Consider the following 18,177-nt stretch of genomic DNA (forward strand, 5'->3'; position numbering starts at 1 on the left):
GGCCCGACGGCGCGCCGCGGTCAGTGGAACGGGCAGTACATCACGTGCAGGCCGACGTAGCCCAGACTCGGATGGGCGAACGCCCCGGGTACGGTTCCGACCACCTCGAAACCCAGCGAGCGGTAGAGCGCCACCGCGTGCGTGTTGGTCTCGACGACCGCGTTGAACTGCATCCCCCGGTACCCCTCGGCCCGCGCCCAGGCCAGCGCGTGTTCGGCCAGCGCGCGCCCGACGCCGCGTCCCTGGTGGGCGGGGTCGACCATGAAGCTGGCGCTGGAGACGTGCGCGCCCGGGCCCATCTGGTTGGGGTTCATCTTCGCCGAGCCGAGGACCGTTCCGGACGCGTCGACCGCGACCACGGTGCGCCCCGGGGCATCGAGCATCCAGATGTCCCGGGCCAACTCCTCCCCGATGTCCGCCGGATAGGTGAAGGTTTCCCGGTCGCTCACGATGTGGCGGAGGAAAAGCCAGATGGCGGGCCAGTCGCCGGAGGTCGCGTGCCTGATGTGCATGGTGGTCAGCATGGCGGTCGGCGCCCGGCGGCCGCCACCCGATTACGATGCGACCGTGACCGATCAGCGTATTTTACGAAGAAAGTCCTCCAGGCCCGCCAGATCGTCGGTGTTGATGTGATCGACACCCGCGTCGAGCAGCTCGTGCCAGACCGCCGTACGCGCCGGGCCGAGGGCGTCCGGGGTGGCCCAGAACCGGACCCGGCGGCCGCTCCCGTGCGCCGTGGCCACGATCTGCCGCAGCCGCTCCCGCTCCGCCCCCGGCATCGGGCCGAAGCCCTGCCAGTCGAAGCTGTGGTTCCAGTTGCTGCTGACGAGCGGGATGAAGGAGGCCGGGACCCCGGTGTCCAGATCCTCCAGCCGTCCGTCGTAGAAGGCGCGCCGGACCCGCTCCGCCTCCATGGGGCCGCGGGCGGCACGGTCACCGGATATCACGGCCGTCACCGGGCCGCGCCGCACCGCGGTGCCGGACACCGTGCTGAGGACGGGGCCGTACCGGCGCAGCGTCCTGGCCAGGGCGCGGTAGGTGGGGTCACCCGCGGTCTTGAGGTCGATGAGCAGTTGCAGCGAGACGTCGTGCCCGCGGTAGACCCGGCCGTGGTTGGCCTTGATCCGGCGGACCAGCGGGTCGAGGTAGAGGGCCTCCAGGGTACGCGCCGGGTCCAGGTCGGCCGCGTCGTGGGCGACCAGCAGCGCCCCGTCCACGAGCCAGATGTCGGCCTCGACGCTGGTGAAGCCGTGCGAGAGGGCGTCCAGCAGCGGCCTCGGGTGCTCGTAGTCGTTGTGGGCGTGGGCCGCGCGCAGCGGCCGCACCGCGCCCGGGCCGCCGGTTCGGTGCCCGAAGGCCGGGGCGGCCGCGCCGCCCGCCACGGCGGCTCCGAGGGTGACGACGAAGGCACGGCGCGTCTGGCGGGCCATGGGGACCTCCCGGCGGTCGACCCGGCACGCGGCCGGGGTGGGTGCGGATGGCGGCGGTGGACGCCAGAGAGTATCGGGGCCGCCGGGCCCGGTGGGCAGGGAGGTAGCAAGAGTTCCACCGGCCGTCTTCGGCCATTTCCCCCGAGTTCCGGGCGGCCGTGGTGAATTCCCTGGTGCCATGGGACCGTTGCCGGTTGCCGCATCCACCTGGGGGGATCGTGACACGACGTGCACGCAAGGGACACCGCGGCGGGGCCCACCGGCGACGGTGGCGGGCGGTGGTCGCGGGGCTCGGCACCTGGGCGGCGCTGCTCGGCGGCGGGCTCGCCGGCGCGGCTCCGGCCCAGGGCGCCGCGCCCTCGGTCCGGTTCCACGCGGCGGACACCCTCGCCCCGGGCGTGGTCTACCGGGAGTTCTCGCTGTCCTCCTCGCATGGCACCGCCCACGGCCATCTGGTCAGCGTCGACCTGAAGCATCCGCGGGTGGCGATGGACCTGGTCCACCCAGGTGCGGTGGGCGCCCGCGCCCCGCTGTCCCGGCTGGCGGACGCGCGCGGCGCGGTGGCGGCGGTGAACGGCGACTTCTTCAACATCTCCGAGGCCCAGCACCCGGGGGTGGAGGCGACCGGCGCGCCGGTCGGCCCCGCGGTGGCCGGCGGCCGGCGGCTCAAGGCCGCGGTGCCGGCCGGGCAGCGGTTCGGGCCGGCCCTGCCGCCGGGCACCGGCACCGAGGACGTCATCGGGGTGGGTACCGACGGCAGGGGGCGCCTCGACCGGCTCACCCTGCGGGGCGAGGTGGCCGGCCCGCACGGCAAGCTGCCGCTGCGCGGCCTCAACCAGTACGCCGTCGCGGTGGGCGGCGTCGGGGCGTTCACCCCGGACTGGGGCACCGCCTCCCGGGTCCGGGCGACCTGCGGCACCGACACCGACCGCTCGGCCCCGTGCAGCACCGAGACCTACGAGGTGACGGTGCGCAAGGGCCGGGTGGCGGCGGTGGCCGACCGTCCGGGCGCGGGGGCCGTCGCCAAGGGGTCGGTGGTCCTGGTCGGCCGGGAGGCGGGGGCGCGGGAGCTGCGCCGGCTGCGGGTCGGTGATCCGGTGCGGGTCACCCACCGGCTGCTCGGCACCTCCAAGGCCGCGATGCGGTTCGCGATCGGCGGCTTCCCCATCGTCCGGGACAACCGTCCGCTCGCGGGCCTCGACACGGTCACCGCCGCGGTGCGCACCGCGGCCGGGGTGGGCGAGAAGGGCCGCCGGTTCCACCTCCTGGCGCTGGACGGCGCACCGGAGCACCGTTCGGGGCTGACGGTCGGCGAACTGGCCGAGGTGATGCGGGCGGTGGGCGCCGAGGACGCGGTCAACCTGGACGGCGGGGGCTCCTCGACCCTGGTCGCGCGCGGCCCCGGTGAGCAGCGGGTCTCGGTCCGGAACCACCCCTCGGCCGGCGCCGAGCGGGCGGTGCCCAACGGGATCGGCGTATTCACTCGAACATAACCCAAGCGATCATGCCACCCTTTCGAGTGACTGCGCCGCCCAACGGCCGCTGCTAGCTTCGGTGTTGCTCGCGCGGCAATTCCATGTGCAGGTCCGTACAGGGTGGGTGGACATTCTTCATGACGACTTCGGTGGAATCCCTTTCCGGCGACGAGAATCCGTATCCGCAGCTCAGTCTCGGCACGGCCGCCGCCCGGAATCTGGCCACCACGACCAAGTCCGTCCCACAGATGCAGGGCATCACCTCGCGGTGGCTGCTGAAGTTGCTGCCCTGGGTACAGGTGCCCGGCGGGACCTACCGGGTGAACCGCCGGCTCACCCACACCCTCGGCGACGGCCGGGTGGAGTTCGTCTCCACCGGGGCCGAGGTGCGGGTGATCCCGGTCGAACTGCGGGAGCTGCCCCTGCTGCGCGAGGTCGAGGACCCCGAGGTGCTGGGCGCGCTGGCGGACCGTTTCCGCCAGCGCGAGCTGGCGCCCGGCGAGCTGGTGGTCGAGGCGGGCCGGCCGGCCGACGAGCTGGTGCTGATCGCGCACGGCAAGGTGGAGAAGCTGGGGGCGGGGGCCTACGACCAGCCCACGGTGCTGGGCACGCTCGCCGACGGCGACCACCTGGGTGAGCCGGAGCTGGCCCGGGCCGACGGCGGCAGTTGGTCCTACACCGCGCGGGCGGCGACCTCCGTCATCGTGCTGTCGCTGGCCAGGTCCGAGTTCGAGGCGCTGCTGGCCCGGGACCGGGGGCTGCGGGAGCACGTGGCGGCGTTCCGGGCGGCACCGCGGCCGGCGCAGAACGAGCACGGCGAGGCGGCGATCGAGGTCGCCTCCGGGCACGTCGGCGAGCCGGCCCTGCCGGGGGTCTTCGCGGACTACGAGACCGCGCCGCGCGAGTACGGGCTGAGCGTCGCGCAGACCGTGCTGCGGGTCCACACCCGCGTCGCCGACCTGTACAACGAGCCGATGAACCAGGTCGAACAGCAGCTCCGGCTGACCGTGGAAGCGCTGCGCGAACGCCAGGAGCACGAACTGGTCAACAACCGCGAGTTCGGTCTGCTGCACAACGCCGACCTGGGCCGGCGCATCCCCACCCGCAGTGGCCCGCCGACCCCGGACGACCTCGACGAACTGCTGGCGACCGTCTGGAAGGACCCGGGGCTGATCCTGGCGCATCCGCGGGCCATCGCGGCGATCGGCCGGGAGTTCAACCGACGGGGCCTGGTGCCGCAGAGCGCCCAGGTCGGAGGGCATTCCGTGCCCGCCTGGCGCGGCGTGCCGATCTTCCCGTGCAACAAGATCCCGGTCACCGCCAGCGGCACCAGTTCGGTGCTGGTGCTGCGCACCGGCGAGGAGAACCAGGGCGTCATCGGCCTGCACCGGACCGGGCTCCCCGACGAGTACCAGCCGGGAGTCTCGGTCCGCTTCATGGGGATCAGCGAAAAGGCGATCATCTCCTATCTGGTGAGCACCTACTATTCGGCGGCCGTCCTGGTGCCCGACGCGTTGGGAATTCTGGAGAACGTCGAAATCGGACACTGATACGGCGGCTGGAAAACCGGCCCGCGGTTCCGCGGACCGCCCGCGCCCCGGTTTTCCGTGGCCCGCCTCTCCCTTTGTCCGCTCCAGGTGTCCGCGCCGACCTGTCCGTGCAGAGAAATGGGTGAATTTCGTTCATGACGACGTCAGTGGAGTCCGGCGAACCGCAGTCGAGCCTCGGTACGCCGGCGGCCCGGAATCTGGCGACGACGACCAAGTCCGTCCCGCAGATGCAGGGCATCTCCTCGCGGTGGCTGCTGCGGGTGCTCCCGTGGGTGCAGGTGTCGGCCGGCACCTACCGGGTGAACCGGCGGCTCACCCACACCCTCGGCGACGGGCGGGTGGAGTTCGTCTCCACCGGCACGGACGTCCGGGTCATCCCGCTGGAGCTGACCGAGCTTCCGCTGCTGCGCGGCTTCGCCGACTCCGAGGTGCTGGAGGACCTCGCGGACCGCTTCGTCCAGCGGCAGTACGCGCCGGGCGACGTCATCGTGGAGGCCGGGCGGCCGGCCGGCGAGGTGGTCCTCGTGGCGCACGGCAAGGTGGACCGGCTGACCTCCGGCGCGTACGACGAGACCGCCTCGCTGGGGCTGCTCACGGACGGCGACTACTTCGGCGAGGACTGTGTGACCGGCCCCGACCGGGACTGGGGGTTCACCGTGAGGGCGGTCACCCGCACCACGGTGCTGGCCCTGTCCCGGAGCGCCTTCCAGGAGCTGGCCGACCGCTCGGCGACGCTCCGCGCCCACCTCGACGAGGCCGCGCGGCGACCGCTGCCCGCGCGGAACCGGCGGGGGGAGGCCGACATCGCCATCGCCTCCGGCCATGCGGGGGAACCCACCCTGCCCGGCACCTTCGTGGACTACGAGCCGAAACCCCGCGAGTACGAGCTGAGCGTCGCGCAGACCGTGCTGCGGGTCCACACCCGCGTCGCCGACCTGTACAACGAACCGATGAACCAGGTCGAACAGCAGCTCCGGCTGACCGTGGAGGCCCTGCGCGAACGCCAGGAGCACGAGATGGTCAACAACCGCGAGTTCGGTCTGCTGCACAACGCCGACCTGACCCAGCGCATCCCCACCCGCAGCGGCCCGCCCACCCCCGACGACCTCGACGAACTGCTCTCCCGGCGCCGCAAGACGCAGTACCTGCTGGCGCATCCGCGTACGATCGCGGCGTTCGGCCGGGAGTGCAACAGCCGCGGCCTCTACCCGCCGGGTGCGGAGGTGCTGGGAGTGCCGGTGCGTGCCTGGCGGGGTGTGCCGCTGCTGCCGTGCAACAAGATCCCGGTGAGCGAGAGCGGCACCAGCTCGATCCTCGCGCTGCGCACCGGCGAGGAGAGCCAGGGCGTCATCGGCCTCCACCAGACCGGGATCCCGGACGAGTTCGAGCCGAGCCTCAACGTCCGGTTCATGGGGATCAACGAGCAGGCCGTCACGTCCTACCTGGTGAGCGCCTACTTCTCGGCCGCCGTGCTGGTGCCGGACGCGCTCGGTGTCCTGGAGGACGTCGAGATCGGCCGCTGACCGGCGGCCGAGCGTCCGCGGCGGTGTGCGCCCCGGCCTTCCGGGTCAGGGGCGCACGCTGCCGACGACGTCCGCCGTGGCGGCGATGCCCTCGGAGATGGTGGGCGCGATGCTGCTGCCGGCGAGGGTGAACCCCAGCAGACCGCAGACGATGGCGTGACTGAGCTTCAGTCCGCTGTTGCGCAGGAAGAGCACGGCCAGAATCAGGAGCAGTAGGACCACGGAGATCGACATGACCACGGCGGAGCCTCCTCGGGCCGCTTCGGCGGATCGGGGTCGGGCCGCCAGTCTCACCCACCGCACGCCGGTGACCTGGGCAGGCGGGATGCTCCGGACGGGTGGAGATCGCCGGTTCGAAACCCGCACGGATGCCGTACCGCTCCCCCGGCCGGCCGGGCCGGGGCACCGCGGGACCGTGCCGGGTCCGGGCGGCGGCCGGGCACCGCGGGACCGTGCCGCGGCCCTGCCGGGCGCCTCGGCCGTCCGGGCCGGGCTGCTTCACCCGCCGGGCCGGGTGTCTCCGGTGGCGCCCGGAGTGCCCGGCGCGGTCCCGGAGCCCCCGGTCCGGTCGGGCTACCGGCGCGCCGGGGGCTGCCGGGTCATGCCGGTGCCGCGGCCCCGCTCACCGTCCGTCCCCGTCCCCGCCGGGGACGACCACCAGGCGCCCGGTGGTGCGGCCGCCGGCCACCCGTTGCACCGCGTCCGCCGCCCCCGCGAGCGGGACGCGTTCGCTGATCAGGGGGGTGATCGCGCCCTTGGCGGCGAGCGCGGTCAGTTCCCGGTGGCAGGCCCGCACCGCGTCCGGGTCGTGGGTGTTGTACAGCCCCCAGTGCAGGCCGAGCACGGAGTAGTTCTTGACCAGGGCGTGGTTGAGGGCCGCCCGGGGGATGACGCCGCTGGCGAAGCCCACCACCACGATGCGACCCTCGAAGGCGACGCACTTGGTGGACTTGGCGAAGGCGTCCCCGCCGACCGGGTCGTAGACCACGTCCGCGCCGTGCCCCCCGGTGGCGTCCTTGACGGCGGTGGCGATGTCGTCGGTGTGCCGGTCGATCACCACGTCGCAGCCGAGCCGCTCGGCGGTCCGGGCCTTGTCCGCGCCGCCGACCACGCCGATGACGGTGGCACCGGCGGCCTTGCCGAGCTGGACGGCGGCGCTGCCGACGCCGCCCGCCGCGGCGTGCACCAGCAGTACCTCCCCGGAGCGCAGCCGGGCCCGGCGGTGGAGCCCGAACCAGCCGGTCTGGTAGCCGATGTGCAGGACGGCGGCCTCGGCGTCGTCGAGGGCGTCCGGGGCGGGCAGGACGGCGGTGGCGGGCACCACGGTGCGCTCCGCGAAGCCGCCGGCCGGGAGGGCGGCGGTCGCCAGCACCCGGGTGCCGGGTTCGCCCGACGCGCCCTCGCCGGCCGCGAGGATCTCCCCGCACAGCTCCAGCCCGGGGGTGAACGGCAGCGGGGGCCGCACCTGGTACTCGCCGCGGCACAGCAGCGCGTCCGGGAAGTTGACGCCCGCCGCGCGCACCCGGAGCAGGAGCTCGCCGGGCCCGGGTGCCGGATCCGGCACCTCCTCCAGGCGCATCACCCGGTTCGGTTCGCCCGTCTCGTGCACTCGCCATGCCTGCATCCGGTGGCCTCCCACAAGCGTCGTGAGGTGGGGTGAGGGGTCTCACCCCAGCGGCATACTAAGCGGTCGGTCGGCGCCGGGGGAACCTCGTCCGCCCGGCCCGGCCCGCTCCCGGGCCGACCGCCCGCCGCGGCCCGTTCACCCCCGGGGCGGAACGGGCCGCGACCGCCGCCGGCCCGGGAGCGGGCGCGGGCCCGCCGCCGCCGGCCACCCCGCGTGTACCGAGCGTCACCCGGCCGCCCTGCGGGGCGGGTGGCGGTGTGCAAGGCTGTAGGCACCCTTGAGACCGGCGACCGCCGCCCGTGACAGTGGTGGACGACAGCCCGGTCCGCGTCACCGCGGACCGACCACCGGGAACGGGACAGGAGATGACAGCTGTGCCCGAACGCAAGGCGCCCGAGCGGGACGCGGCGGCCGAGGCCGACCACGAGGCCCACCTGCGCGGCATCTGTTTCAAGAACGGACCACCCCGGCTCATCGGAGTCGAGCTGGAATGGTTCGTCCACGACCTGCACGACCCGGCGACCCCCGTCGCCCCCGACCGGCTGGACGCCGCCGTAGGCGCCCTGCGCGAACTGCCCCTGCGGTCCGCGCTCACCCTCGAACCCGGCGGACAGGTGGAGCTCAGTTCGCGGCCCGCGGACTCCCTGACCGCCTGTGTGGAGACCACCTCCGCCGACCTCGCCCTCGTCCGCGAGCTGCTCGCCCGCTCCGGCCTCGGACTCGCCGGGCACGGCCACAACCCCTGGCATCCGCCCCGCCGGTTCCTCGACGACCACCGCTACTCCGCGATGGAGCGTTACTTCGACCGCCTGGGTCCCGCCGGGCGCTCCATGATGTGCTGCACCGCGTCGGTGCAGGTGTGCGTGGACGCCGGGTACGCGGAACCCGGCCCGCTGGGCATCGGCCGCCGCTGGCGGCTGGCCCATCTGCTGGGGGCGGTGCTCAGCGCGGCGTTCGCCAACTCCCCGCTCAGCGAGGGCGCCCCCACCGGCTACCGCTCCACCCGGCAGGCCCTGTGGTCCGCGATGGACCCCGGCCGGACCCTGGCACCGGCCGACGGCCCCGACCCGCGGGCCGCCTGGGCCGGGTACGTACTGGACGCGCCGGTGATGGTGATCCGGTCCGAGGACGGCGGCCCCTGGCGGATACCCGACGGGCTCACCTTCCGGGACTGGATCCGCGGCGGCGGGGACTGCCGCAGACCCACCCGTGCGGACCTCGACTACCACCTGACCACGCTCTTCCCGCCGGTCCGACCGCGAGGCCACCTCGAACTGCGCATGATCGACGCCCAGGCGGGGGAAGAGGGCTGGGTGGTTCCGCTCGCCGTCACCGCGGCGCTCTTCGACGACCAGCAGGCCGCCGAGAGCGTCTACCGCGCCGTCAAGCCGCTGGCCGAGACGGCCGGGTCCGGGCCCGCGCCGCGCAACCCGCTGTGGCACAACGCCGCCCGGTACGGACTGGCGGACCCGGAGCTGCGCGCCGCGGCCGCGCTGTGCTTCGCCGCGGCGCTGGACGCGCTGCCCCGGATCGGCGCCTCTCCCGGCATCGTCTCCGCGGTGGCGGAGTTCACCGACCGGTACGTCGCCCGGGGCCGATGTCCGGCCGACGACCTGCTCAGCCACGCCACCGGGAAGGAGCGCACCCGATGACCACCCACGACGCCTCCCTCGACCCGTGGACCGGCCCGGCCGACCCCGAGATCCTGCGCCGCCGCGCCGAGCGGGTGCTGCGCACCGCGCGGGACCGCACCCATGCGCTGACCGGCTGCGTGGACGACCACGACCTGACCGCGCAGCACTCCCCGCTGATGTCACCGCTCGTCTGGGACCTGGCCCACATCGGCAACCAGGAGGAGCAGTGGCTGCTGCGCGCGGTGGCCGGGCAGCAGGCGCTGCGCCCGGAGATCGACAAGGTCTACGACGCGTTCGAACACCCGCGGGCGGAGCGGCCCTCGCTGCCGCTGCTGCCGCCCGCCGAGGCCCGTCGCTACGTGGCCGAGGTGCGCGGCCGGGTGCTGGACGTACTGGACCGGTCGCCGCTGCACGGCACGCCGCTGGTCGACGCCGGGTTCGCGTTCGGCATGATCGCCCAGCACGAGCAGCAGCACGACGAGACGATGCTCATCACCCACCAGCTGCGCCGCGGCCCGGCCGTGCTGACCGCACCCGCACCGCCGGGGCCGCCGGCCGGGGCGGGCCTGCTGCCCGCGGAGGTGCTGGTCCCCGCCGGCCCGTTCACCATGGGCACCTCCACCGAACCGTGGGCACTGGACAACGAACGACCGGCGCACCGCCGGGACACGCCCGCCTACTTCATCGACACGGTGCCGGTGAGCAACGGCGCCTATCTGCGGTTCATCGAGGACGGCGGCTACCGGGACCGCCGGTGGTGGACCGCCGCCGGCTGGGACCTCGTACGCGAGCACGACCTGCGGGCCCCGCTGTTCTGGCGGCCGGACGGACGGCAGTGGCTGCGCCGGCGCTTCGGGGTGGTCGAGCCGGTACCCGAGGAGGAGCCGGTGCTGCACGTCTCCTGGTACGAGGCCGACGCCTACGCCCGCTGGGCGGGGCGGCGCCTGCCCACCGAGGCGGAGTGGGAAAAGGCGGCCCGGTACGACCCGTCGTCCGGGCGGTCGCTCCGCTACCCCTGGGGTGACGCCGAGCCCGGCCCGGCACACGCCAACCTCGGCCAGCGGCACCTACGGCCGGCGCCGGTGGGCAGCTACCCCGAGGGCGCCTCGCCGCTGGGCGTCCGGCAGCTGATCGGTGATGTGTGGGAGTGGACGGGCGACGACTTCCTGCCGTACCCGGGTTTCGCCGCGTTCCCGTACCGGGAGTACTCGGAGGTGTTCTTCGGCAGCGACCACAAGGTGCTGCGCGGTGGTTCGTTCGCCGTCGACCCGGTGGTCTGCCGGGGCACCTTCCGCAACTGGGACCTGCCGGTGCGGCGGCAGATCTTCGCCGGCTTCCGCACCGCGCGGGACGCCGGCCCGGAGGTGGCCCGATGACGGCCCGCGGCGCGGGGCGGGGCCCGGACACGGTCGCGGCGCGGAGGTGGTCCTGATGTGCCGGCACCTGGCGTACCTCGGCCCGGCGGTGCCGCTGGGGGAGATCCTGGTGCGTCCCGAGCACAGCCTGTACCGGCAGTCGTGGGCACCGCGCCGGCAGCGGCACGGGACGGTCAACGCCGACGGCTTCGGTGTCGGCTGGTACGCGCCGGAGGACCCGGTGCCGGCGCGCTACCGGCGGGCCGGACCCGTGTGGGGGGACGGCTCCTTCGCCGACCTCACACGGGTGGTGCGCAGCGGCGCGCTGCTGGCGGCGGTGCGCTCGGCGACGGTGGCCGACCCGGACGGGGAGGCGGCGGCGGCGCCGTTCGCCATGGGAACGTACCTGTTCAGCCATAACGGGGCGGTCCTGGGCTGGCCGCGGTCGGTCGCGCCGCTGGCCGGCCGGCTGCCACCGGCCGATCTGCTGGACCTGGCGGCGCGTTGCGACTCCGCACTGGTGTGGGCGCTGGTGCAGCGCGGGCTCCGGGACGGCTATCCGGCGCCCGAGGCGCTGTCGGGCGCCGTGGCGGACGTCGCCGCCGCGGCGCCGGGGTCCCGGCTGAACCTGCTGCTGACCGATGGTGCGTCGATCTCCGCGACCGCCTGGGGCGACACCCTGTGGTACCGCCTGGATCCGGCGGCGGGGACGGTCGTGGCCTCCGAGCCGTACGACGACGATCCGCTGTGGACGGAGGTCCCCGACCACACCCTGCTGACCGCCACCCGCACCGATGTCCTCCTCACCCCGCTCAAGGAGCCTGCCCCGTGAGCCCGTTCACCCTCTCCCGCACCCTGCCCGCCGACGCCACGGCCGCGGCGCTGCGCGCCGACGTGGCCCGCGGGCTGGCCCTCCCCGCGGATCCCGGCCCGGCCGGGACCGCGGGCGTCCCCGCCCTCAAGCAGCTGCCGCCCAAGTGGTTCTACGACGCCCGGGGCAGCGAGCTGTTCGAGCGGATCACCGAACTCCCCGAGTACTACCCGACCCGCGCCGAACGCGAGATCCTGGAGCACCGGGCCGCCGAGATCGCGGAGGTCACCGGCGCCCGGACCCTGGTGGAGCTGGGCTCGGGGTCCTCGGAGAAGACCCGCCACCTGCTGCGTGCCCTGCCCGAGCTGGCCGCGTACATCCCGGTGGACGTCAGCGAGAGCGCGCTGACCCAGGCCGGGCAGGCGCTGCTGGCCGAACACCCGGGGCTGACCGTGCACGCGCTGGTGGCCGACTTCCAGTCCGGGCTCACCCTGCCGTCCACTCCGGGGCCGCGGCTGGTGGCGTTCCTCGGCGGCACGATCGGCAACCTGCTGCCGGACGAGCGGGCCGGCTTCCTCTCCTCGGTGGCGCGGATGCTCTCCCCGGGTGACGCGCTGCTGCTCGGCACCGATCTGGTCAAGGACGAAGCGACCCTGGTGGCCGCGTACGACGACGCCCAAGGCGTCACGGCCCAGTTCAACAAAAACGTTCTTGCAGTGATCAACCGGGAACTCGGAGCCGACTTCGACCCGGCGGACTTCGACCATGTCGCGCTCTGGGACCGCGACCGCGAGTGGATCGAGATGCGGCTGCGGGCGCGGACCGAGCTCACCGTGAAGATCCCGATGCTGGACCTGCTGGTCCACTTCACCGCCGGAGAGGAACTGCGCACCGAGGTGTCGGCGAAGTTCCGCTGGGAGCGGGTGCGCGGCGAACTGGCCGCGGCCGGGCTCGACCTGCGGCACTGGTGGACCGACGAGGCGGGCCGGTTCGCCCTCTCCCTGGCGGTGCGGGACTGAACCACCGGGCCGGGGCCGGGTCCGGGAGGGCTCGGCCCCGGCCCCGGTCACCTGACCCGGTCACCGGCCCCAGCCCCGGTCACCGGTCGCGGTCAGGGGCCGGGCCACCGGTCGCGGTCAGGGGCCGGGCCACCGGTCGCGGTGGCCCGGCGCCCGCCGGGCCCGGCCCGCCTGCCTCGGGCCGGCCGGCCTCGGGTCAGCAGGCGGCGTCCAGCCCGAGCAGCAGGCCGGCGTAGAGGGCGGCGACCGACAGCAGCGCGGCGGCGGTGGCGCACAGCAGCCGGTACCGCAGCCGCTCGTAGCGGGCGGTGTACTCCGCCCGCAGCTCGGCGCAGCGGCCGCGCACCGTGCGCAGCGCGGCCTTGGTGACCTCCAGGTGCGCCTGGGTGAAGTGGCGGGCCACCTCCTCGCTCTGCGCGGAGGTCAGCCACGGCATCCGGGCCGCGAACGCCTGGCCCTCGGTACGGGCGGTGCGCAGCGCGGCCTGCGCCAGCAGATACCCCTCCACCTGGGCGATGCCCGAGGTGATGTCGTCCGGTTCCGGCACGGCCGCACGTCCGCTCACGGCCGCCCCGGGCCGCCGGGCCGGTCGCGGGACAGGCCGTCGTCGGTGTCGACCACGTCCCGCCGGTCCATGTTCTCCGCCTGGTCCAGCGCGGCGATGTCCGGGTGGTGCAGGTCGAACACCGGGGAGTCGGAGCGCACCCGGGGCAGCGCGAGGAAGTTGTGCCTGGGCGGCGGGCAGGACGTGGCCCACTCGAGGGACCGTCCGTAGCCCCAGGGGTCGTCGACCTCGACCGGGGGGGCGTATTTGGCGGTCCGCCACACGTTGTAGACGAACGGCAGCGTCGACAGGCCGAGGAGGAAGGAACCGATGGTGGACACCGTGTTGAGCGCGGTGAACCCGTCGGCGTACAGGTAGTCCGCGTAGCGGCGGGGCATGCCCTCGGCCCCCAGCCAGTGCTGCACCAGGAAGGTGGTGTGGAACCCGACGAACAGCGTCCAGAAGTGGATCCTGCCGAGCCGTTCGTCGAGCATCCGTCCGGTCAGTTTCGGCCACCAGAAGTGGAAGCCGGCGAACATGGCGAAGACCACGGTGCCGAAGACGACGTAGTGGAAGTGGGCGATGACGAAGTAGCTGTCGGTGACGTGCCAGTCCATGGGCGGGGAGGCCAGCAGGACACCGGTGAGCCCGCCGAAGACGAAGGTCACCAGGAACCCGATGGACCACAGCATGGGGGTTTCGAACGAGAGCGACCCGGACCACATGGTGCCGATCCAGTTGAAGAACTTCACGCCCGTGGGCACCGCGATGAGGAACGACATGAAGGAGAAGAACGGGAGCAGGACCGCTCCGGTGGGGAACATGTGGTGCGCCCAGACGGTCACCGACAGGCCCGCGATGGCGACCGTGGCACCGACCAGTCCGACGTAGCCGAAGATGGGTTTGCGGCTGAACACCGGGATGATCTCGGTGACGATCCCGAAGAACGGCAGCGCGATGATGTAGACCTCGGGGTGGCCGAAGAACCAGAACAGGTGCTGCCACAGGATCGCGCCCCCGTTGGCCGGGTCGAAGACGTGCGCCCCGAACTGCCGGTCCGCCTCCAGCGCGAGCAGGGTGGCGGCGAGCACCGGGAAGGCCAGCAGGACCAGGGTGCTGGTGAGCAGGACGTTCCAGGAGAAGATCGGCATCCGGAACATCGTCATGCCCGGCGCGCGCATGCAGACGATGGTGGTGATGAAGTTGACCGCGCCCAGGATGGTGCCGAATCCCGACATCGCCAGCCCCATGATCCACATGTCGCCGCCCACGCCGGGGCTGCGGACCTCGTCCGAGAGCGGGGTGTACGCGAACCAGCCGAAGTCGGCGGCGCCCTGCGGGGTGACGAAGGAGCCCACCGCGATCAGCGATCCGAAGAGGAACAGCCAGTAGGAGAGCATGTTCAGCCGGGGGAACGCCACGTCGGGAGAGCCGATCTGCAGCGGCATGACGGCGTTCGCGAACCCCGCGAACAGCGGGGTGGCGAACATCAGCAGCATGATCGTGCCGTGCATCGTGAAGGCCTGGTTGTACTGCTCGTTGGAGATCAGCTGGAGACCCGGCCGGGCGAGTTCCGCCCGCATGACGAGTGCCAGGAACCCGCCGAAGACGAAGAACCCGAACGCCGTCATCATGTACAGCGCGCCGATCTTCTTGTGGTCCGTGGTCGTGACCCACGACACCGCGATCGCCCCCGGGAAACGCCACCGGGTCGCCGCCAGGTCTTCCGCCTCGACCACCATCGCCCCTGCCTCGATCGGTCCCGTCCGCCACCCGGTCGCCGGGCGGCGGAGCGCTGCCCTTCGGTGTTCCGGGTCCCGGCGTGGTGGCGTGCGCGCCGGGCACGCCGAGCCCCTGACCATCGCTGATATCCCACCATCAGGGCATATCGCATGATTACTGACTTCGTGGGCGTGTGCGGGGAGCGGGACCGCGGGGGCGGGGACCCTCTGGGCCACAGCGAAGGGCGGACGCGGGGGCGGGTACCCCGCGGCCGGCGGATGCCGCGGGCGGCGGGACGGCCGCGCCCGGTGCGGCGGACGCGGCGGACACGGCGGACGTGGCGGATCGCGGGCCGGCCCGCCGCGCGGGCCCCGGAACGGCGGACGGCCGGGGCGCCCCGGCCGTCCGCCGGGCGCCCCGGCCGCCCTCCGCCGCCTGACCGGTGCCCCGCGGCGCCCCTCCCGGTCCGGACGCACCCCGTCTCGCGCCCGGTCGCCGGGCGGCGCCCCCGGCGGCTCACCGGCCCCCGAGCCGCCCCGGCCCGACCCGTACCGAAGCCCGCCGGTCGGCGCCCGCCCCGGCACCTGCCGCTCCGCAGCGGACCCGGCCGGGGATCCGGGGAACCGGCCGCCGTCCGGGAGCGGGCCGGCGGGCCCGGGCCGGGGACACCGCGCGAGGCGCCCGCGGCCCGGTACGACTCACACCGGTTCGGGCTGCGGCTCCGGTCGCGGCACCGGTGGTGCGGCCTTCGGTTCCCACGGTCTGGTGGTCCGCACATAGCCGTAGATCACCGAGGCCATCAGCAGCAGGAGAAGCGGTCCGAACAGCCAGGGATGCCGGGCCATTTCCATCGGCAGATAGCGGTAGGCCACCAGGAGCGCGGCGAAGACCGTCGTGCCGTAGGCGACCAGCCGGATTCCCGACCGGTCCCAGCCGCGGTCGAACGCGCGCAGCGCCGCCTCGATGGTGAGCGCGAACACCACCCCAGCGACGAGGTCCACGCCGTAGTGGTAGCCGAAGCCCAGCGTCGCACCGAGCGTGGCGACCAGCCAGAACGTCCCGGCGTACCGCAGGACGCGCGGGCCGTTGCGGGAGTGGATGAAGATCGCGACAGCCCATGCGGTGTGCAGGCTGGGCATGCAGTTGCGCGGGGTGATCCCGTCGTACGGCACCGGGTGCGGGGTGGTGAGGGGCGGTGGCGTGTCCGGCCACAGGTTGGCCACCGCCCACTCCACGCCGCCGGTACCGGAGGTGCCCGGGCCGTAGGCGAAGATCGGCCCGACCACCGGGAAGATCATGTAGATGCCCGGCCCGACCAGGCCGATCAGCAGGAAGGTGCGTATCAGGTGGTGGCGCGGGAACCGGCCCTCGATCGCCACGTTGCGCAGCTGGTACAGCGCCACGACGATGGCGGCCACCGCGAGCTCGGCGTAGACCCAGTCGAGCAGATGGGTGCCGATCGGGGCGGTGGCCTCCAGCATGCGGCCGGCCAGCCACGACGGGTTGCCCAGCGCGTGATCGGCCGCCACCAGGTACGGGTCGAGCACCGTCTCGCGGGTCTTGGCGGTGATGAGCAGCCAGGTGTCGCCGGTCTTGCGGCCGGCCACCAGCAGCAGGCCCAGTCCGACCCCCTTCAGCAGCAGGGTGCGCTCCCGGCCGGTGCGGCGCGTGACGGCGATGACCGCACAGCCCAGCATCACCCACAGCGCGCCGTTGCCGAAGAAGTGGCCTTCCGGCACATCGGCGTCGACCGCCCACCGCACCAGCACGAAGACGATGTCGATGCCGATCGCGGCGCCCGCCGCGATGAGCCGTTGCCGCCAGGTGAGCACCACCATCATCAGAGCCATTCCGGCGTACAGCGGCCCTGGCTTCGGGGGAAATATCACCTCTTTCGCCTGGTTGGTCAGCGGCCCCGACACGCCGGCGTAATGCCGCGCGGCCACCTCCAGCGCGATGAGGAGTCCGAGGGTCACCACCCCCGCCGTGACCCAGAGGATCACCCGTGGCCGGCGCCACGCGGCGAACGTGTTTCTGCCGTCTATTCGCGAGAACACCCGCGATGCTTTAGGTATCAATGTCTGACCGATTTGTTGTGTTTAGTCGAAGAAGTAGCTCTTCGCGCCGGATAGCATGCTTTCCGGTGAGGGACGGGCGATGAGGGCGCTCATCTAAGGTCCGATCATCCCATCGGAGGGGTGCGGGCCACGCCGCCGGTCACGGTCGGCGGGACAGCACGCCGACGCCGCGCGCGACGCCCCCGGTCGGCCGCCGGGCCCGGACCCGGCCGGCACCGGGATCGTGCGCGGGCGGCCGGGCCGGCGGGGGCGGGCGGCGACCGCCACCGAACGGCGCCCGCGCGGCCCGGTGTCACCCGGTCTGCCGGGTCCGCCTCAGGCGCCGGGCGCGGCTCCGGTGCTGCCCCGGGGCAGCAGCCTCGGCAGATCGTCCTGGACGCGCGTCGCGGCACCGCCGTCGAGCAGGGCGATCAGCTGCTCGGCGGCGTGCCGGCCGAAGGCCGCGGTGTCCCGGGCCAGCGCGGTGAGCGCCGGGTGGGTGCTGCGGCAGAGCACCGAGTCGTCCCAGGCGACGATCGACACGTCGGCCGGAACCGCGAGCCCGCGTTCCGCCGCGACGGCCAGGCCGGCCACGGCCATCACGTCGTTGTCGTAGACCAGGGCGGTGGGTGCCGGGCCCTGGGCCAGCACCCGGCGGGTGGCCTCCGCGCCCTGGGCGTCGGAGTAGTCGGTGGGCACCGAGCGGACGTCCGTCATGCCCCGCCGGGCAGCCTCGGCGTGCAGCGAGTCCATCCGGCGCCGGGTGTGGGCCAGTTCGGGCAGCCCGGCGATGTGCACGATGCGCCGGTGGCCGAGCGCGTGCAGATGGTCGACGACGGAGGCCATCGCGCCGGCGTCGTCCGCCCACAGGTTGGAGATGCCGGGCCGGTCGGGGGCCGCGTCGGGCAACGAGCCGATCACCACCGCGGGCAGACCGAGCCGGTCGAGCAGTTCCGGCCGCGGGTCGTCCTCCCGGGGGTCGACCACCAGCAGGCCGTCCACCCGGTGCTCCGCCCACCAGCGGCGGTAGACCGCCGCCTCGGCGCCGACGTCCTCCACGACCTGGAACAGCAGCCCCAGACCGCGGTGGGAGAGCGCCTCCTGGATCCCGGAGACCAGTTGCAGGAAGAAGGACTCCACGCCCAGCGTGCTGGCGGGCCGGGCGAGCACCAGCCCGACGGTGGCCGACCCCTCGCCGGACAGGGCACGCGCCGCGGTGCTCGGCTGCCAGCCGAGCTGCTCGGCGACCCGGCGCACCCGCTCCCGGGTGGCCTGCGACACCCCGGGCCGGTCGTTGAGGGCGAAGGACACGGCGCTCTCCGAGACGCCGGCGCGGCGCGCGATGTCCTTGATGGTGGGGCGTCGGGCCGGAGTCCGGCGCATGGGTCACCTCCAGCCCCCGCCACGACCGGCGAGGGCATGTACTAAAG

15 protein-coding genes are annotated in these 18,177 nt (G+C 73.8%); 7 read left to right on the forward strand and 8 right to left on the reverse strand.

The features are described 5' to 3' along the window. Nucleotides 1-20: 20 nt before the first annotated feature. Nucleotides 21-512 (reverse strand): GNAT family N-acetyltransferase, encoded by a 492-nt coding sequence (locus tag ACH4B3_RS24260; protein WP_398465957.1) that lies wholly within the window; start codon nucleotides 510-512, stop codon nucleotides 21-23. Nucleotides 513-575: 63 nt separating this feature from the next. Further along, the gene (locus ACH4B3_RS24265; RefSeq protein ID WP_398465959.1) at nucleotides 576-1,430 is read right to left on the reverse strand and encodes a phosphatidylinositol-specific phospholipase C/glycerophosphodiester phosphodiesterase family protein; all 855 of its coding nucleotides are present in this window, start codon (nucleotides 1,428-1,430) and stop codon (nucleotides 576-578) included. Between the two features lie 218 nt (nucleotides 1,431-1,648). Between ACH4B3_RS24265 and ACH4B3_RS24270 the strand changes: the two genes are divergently transcribed. The 3 genes from ACH4B3_RS24270 (at nucleotide 1,649) to ACH4B3_RS24280 (ending at nucleotide 5,978) form a co-directional block, all read left to right on the forward strand. Beyond that, nucleotides 1,649-2,923: a phosphodiester glycosidase family protein gene (locus ACH4B3_RS24270; RefSeq protein ID WP_398465961.1), complete on the forward strand. Its 1,275-nt coding sequence runs from the start codon at nucleotides 1,649-1,651 to the stop codon at nucleotides 2,921-2,923. Nucleotides 2,924-3,042: 119 nt separating this feature from the next. Next, nucleotides 3,043-4,455: a family 2B encapsulin nanocompartment shell protein gene (locus ACH4B3_RS24275; protein WP_398465963.1), complete on the forward strand. Its 1,413-nt coding sequence runs from the start codon at nucleotides 3,043-3,045 to the stop codon at nucleotides 4,453-4,455. A 134-nt stretch (nucleotides 4,456-4,589) separates the two neighbouring features. Beyond that, the gene (locus tag ACH4B3_RS24280) at nucleotides 4,590-5,978 is read left to right on the forward strand and encodes a family 2B encapsulin nanocompartment shell protein (protein WP_398465965.1); all 1,389 of its coding nucleotides are present in this window, start codon (nucleotides 4,590-4,592) and stop codon (nucleotides 5,976-5,978) included. 45 nt (nucleotides 5,979-6,023) lie between these two features. On the opposite strand, the gene ACH4B3_RS24285 is transcribed toward ACH4B3_RS24280, so the two are convergent. Both ACH4B3_RS24285 and ACH4B3_RS24290 read right to left on the reverse strand, forming a co-directional pair. Beyond that, nucleotides 6,024-6,218: a hypothetical protein gene (locus ACH4B3_RS24285; protein ID WP_398465967.1), complete on the reverse strand. Its 195-nt coding sequence runs from the start codon at nucleotides 6,216-6,218 to the stop codon at nucleotides 6,024-6,026. 382 nt (nucleotides 6,219-6,600) lie between these two features. Next, nucleotides 6,601-7,602: an NADPH:quinone oxidoreductase family protein gene (locus ACH4B3_RS24290; protein ID WP_398465969.1), complete on the reverse strand. Its 1,002-nt coding sequence runs from the start codon at nucleotides 7,600-7,602 to the stop codon at nucleotides 6,601-6,603. Between the two features lie 368 nt (nucleotides 7,603-7,970). On the opposite strand from ACH4B3_RS24290, the gene egtA reads away from it, so the two are divergent. Genes egtA through egtD form a run of 4 tightly spaced genes read left to right on the forward strand, consistent with a single transcriptional unit; the run spans nucleotide 7,971 to nucleotide 12,424 of the window. Then, the gene (egtA, locus tag ACH4B3_RS24295) at nucleotides 7,971-9,257 is read left to right on the forward strand and encodes an ergothioneine biosynthesis glutamate--cysteine ligase EgtA (RefSeq protein ID WP_398465971.1); all 1,287 of its coding nucleotides are present in this window, start codon (nucleotides 7,971-7,973) and stop codon (nucleotides 9,255-9,257) included. Then, a complete protein-coding gene (gene egtB / locus ACH4B3_RS24300) occupies nucleotides 9,254-10,615 on the forward strand; it encodes an ergothioneine biosynthesis protein EgtB (protein ID WP_398465973.1) in 1,362 nt (453 codons plus the stop codon). Before egtA ends, egtB begins: the two co-directional genes overlap by 4 nt. A gap of 55 nt (nucleotides 10,616-10,670) precedes the next feature. Beyond that, complete coding sequence (gene egtC / locus ACH4B3_RS24305) at nucleotides 10,671-11,426, forward strand: ergothioneine biosynthesis protein EgtC (RefSeq protein WP_398465975.1); 756 nt, start codon at nucleotides 10,671-10,673, stop codon at nucleotides 11,424-11,426. Then, the gene (egtD, locus tag ACH4B3_RS24310; protein WP_398465977.1) at nucleotides 11,423-12,424 is read left to right on the forward strand and encodes an L-histidine N(alpha)-methyltransferase; all 1,002 of its coding nucleotides are present in this window, start codon (nucleotides 11,423-11,425) and stop codon (nucleotides 12,422-12,424) included. The genes egtC and egtD overlap by 4 nt, the downstream gene beginning before the upstream one ends. A gap of 196 nt (nucleotides 12,425-12,620) precedes the next feature. Here egtD and ACH4B3_RS24315 read toward each other — a convergent pair whose 3' ends face one another. The 4 genes from ACH4B3_RS24315 to ACH4B3_RS24330 form a co-directional block, all read right to left on the reverse strand. After that, a complete protein-coding gene (locus ACH4B3_RS24315; RefSeq protein ID WP_398465979.1) occupies nucleotides 12,621-12,989 on the reverse strand; it encodes a hypothetical protein in 369 nt (122 codons plus the stop codon). After that, a complete protein-coding gene (gene ctaD / locus ACH4B3_RS24320) occupies nucleotides 12,986-14,710 on the reverse strand; it encodes a cytochrome c oxidase subunit I (RefSeq protein ID WP_398465981.1) in 1,725 nt (574 codons plus the stop codon). The genes ACH4B3_RS24315 and ctaD overlap by 4 nt, the downstream gene beginning before the upstream one ends. Before the next feature lie 678 nt (nucleotides 14,711-15,388). After that, nucleotides 15,389-16,693 (reverse strand): phosphatase PAP2 family protein, encoded by a 1,305-nt coding sequence (locus tag ACH4B3_RS24325; RefSeq protein WP_398465983.1) that lies wholly within the window; start codon nucleotides 16,691-16,693, stop codon nucleotides 15,389-15,391. Between the two features lie 390 nt (nucleotides 16,694-17,083). Beyond that, on the reverse strand, nucleotides 17,084-18,130 hold the full coding sequence (locus ACH4B3_RS24330; RefSeq protein WP_398465985.1) for a LacI family DNA-binding transcriptional regulator: 1,047 nt from the start codon (nucleotides 18,128-18,130) through the stop codon (nucleotides 17,084-17,086). Nucleotides 18,131-18,177 lie beyond the last annotated feature (47 nt).

The sequence above is a fragment of the Streptomyces sp. NPDC018031 genome, assembly GCF_044327625.1.
Classification (GTDB): domain Bacteria; phylum Actinomycetota; class Actinomycetes; order Streptomycetales; family Streptomycetaceae; genus Streptomyces.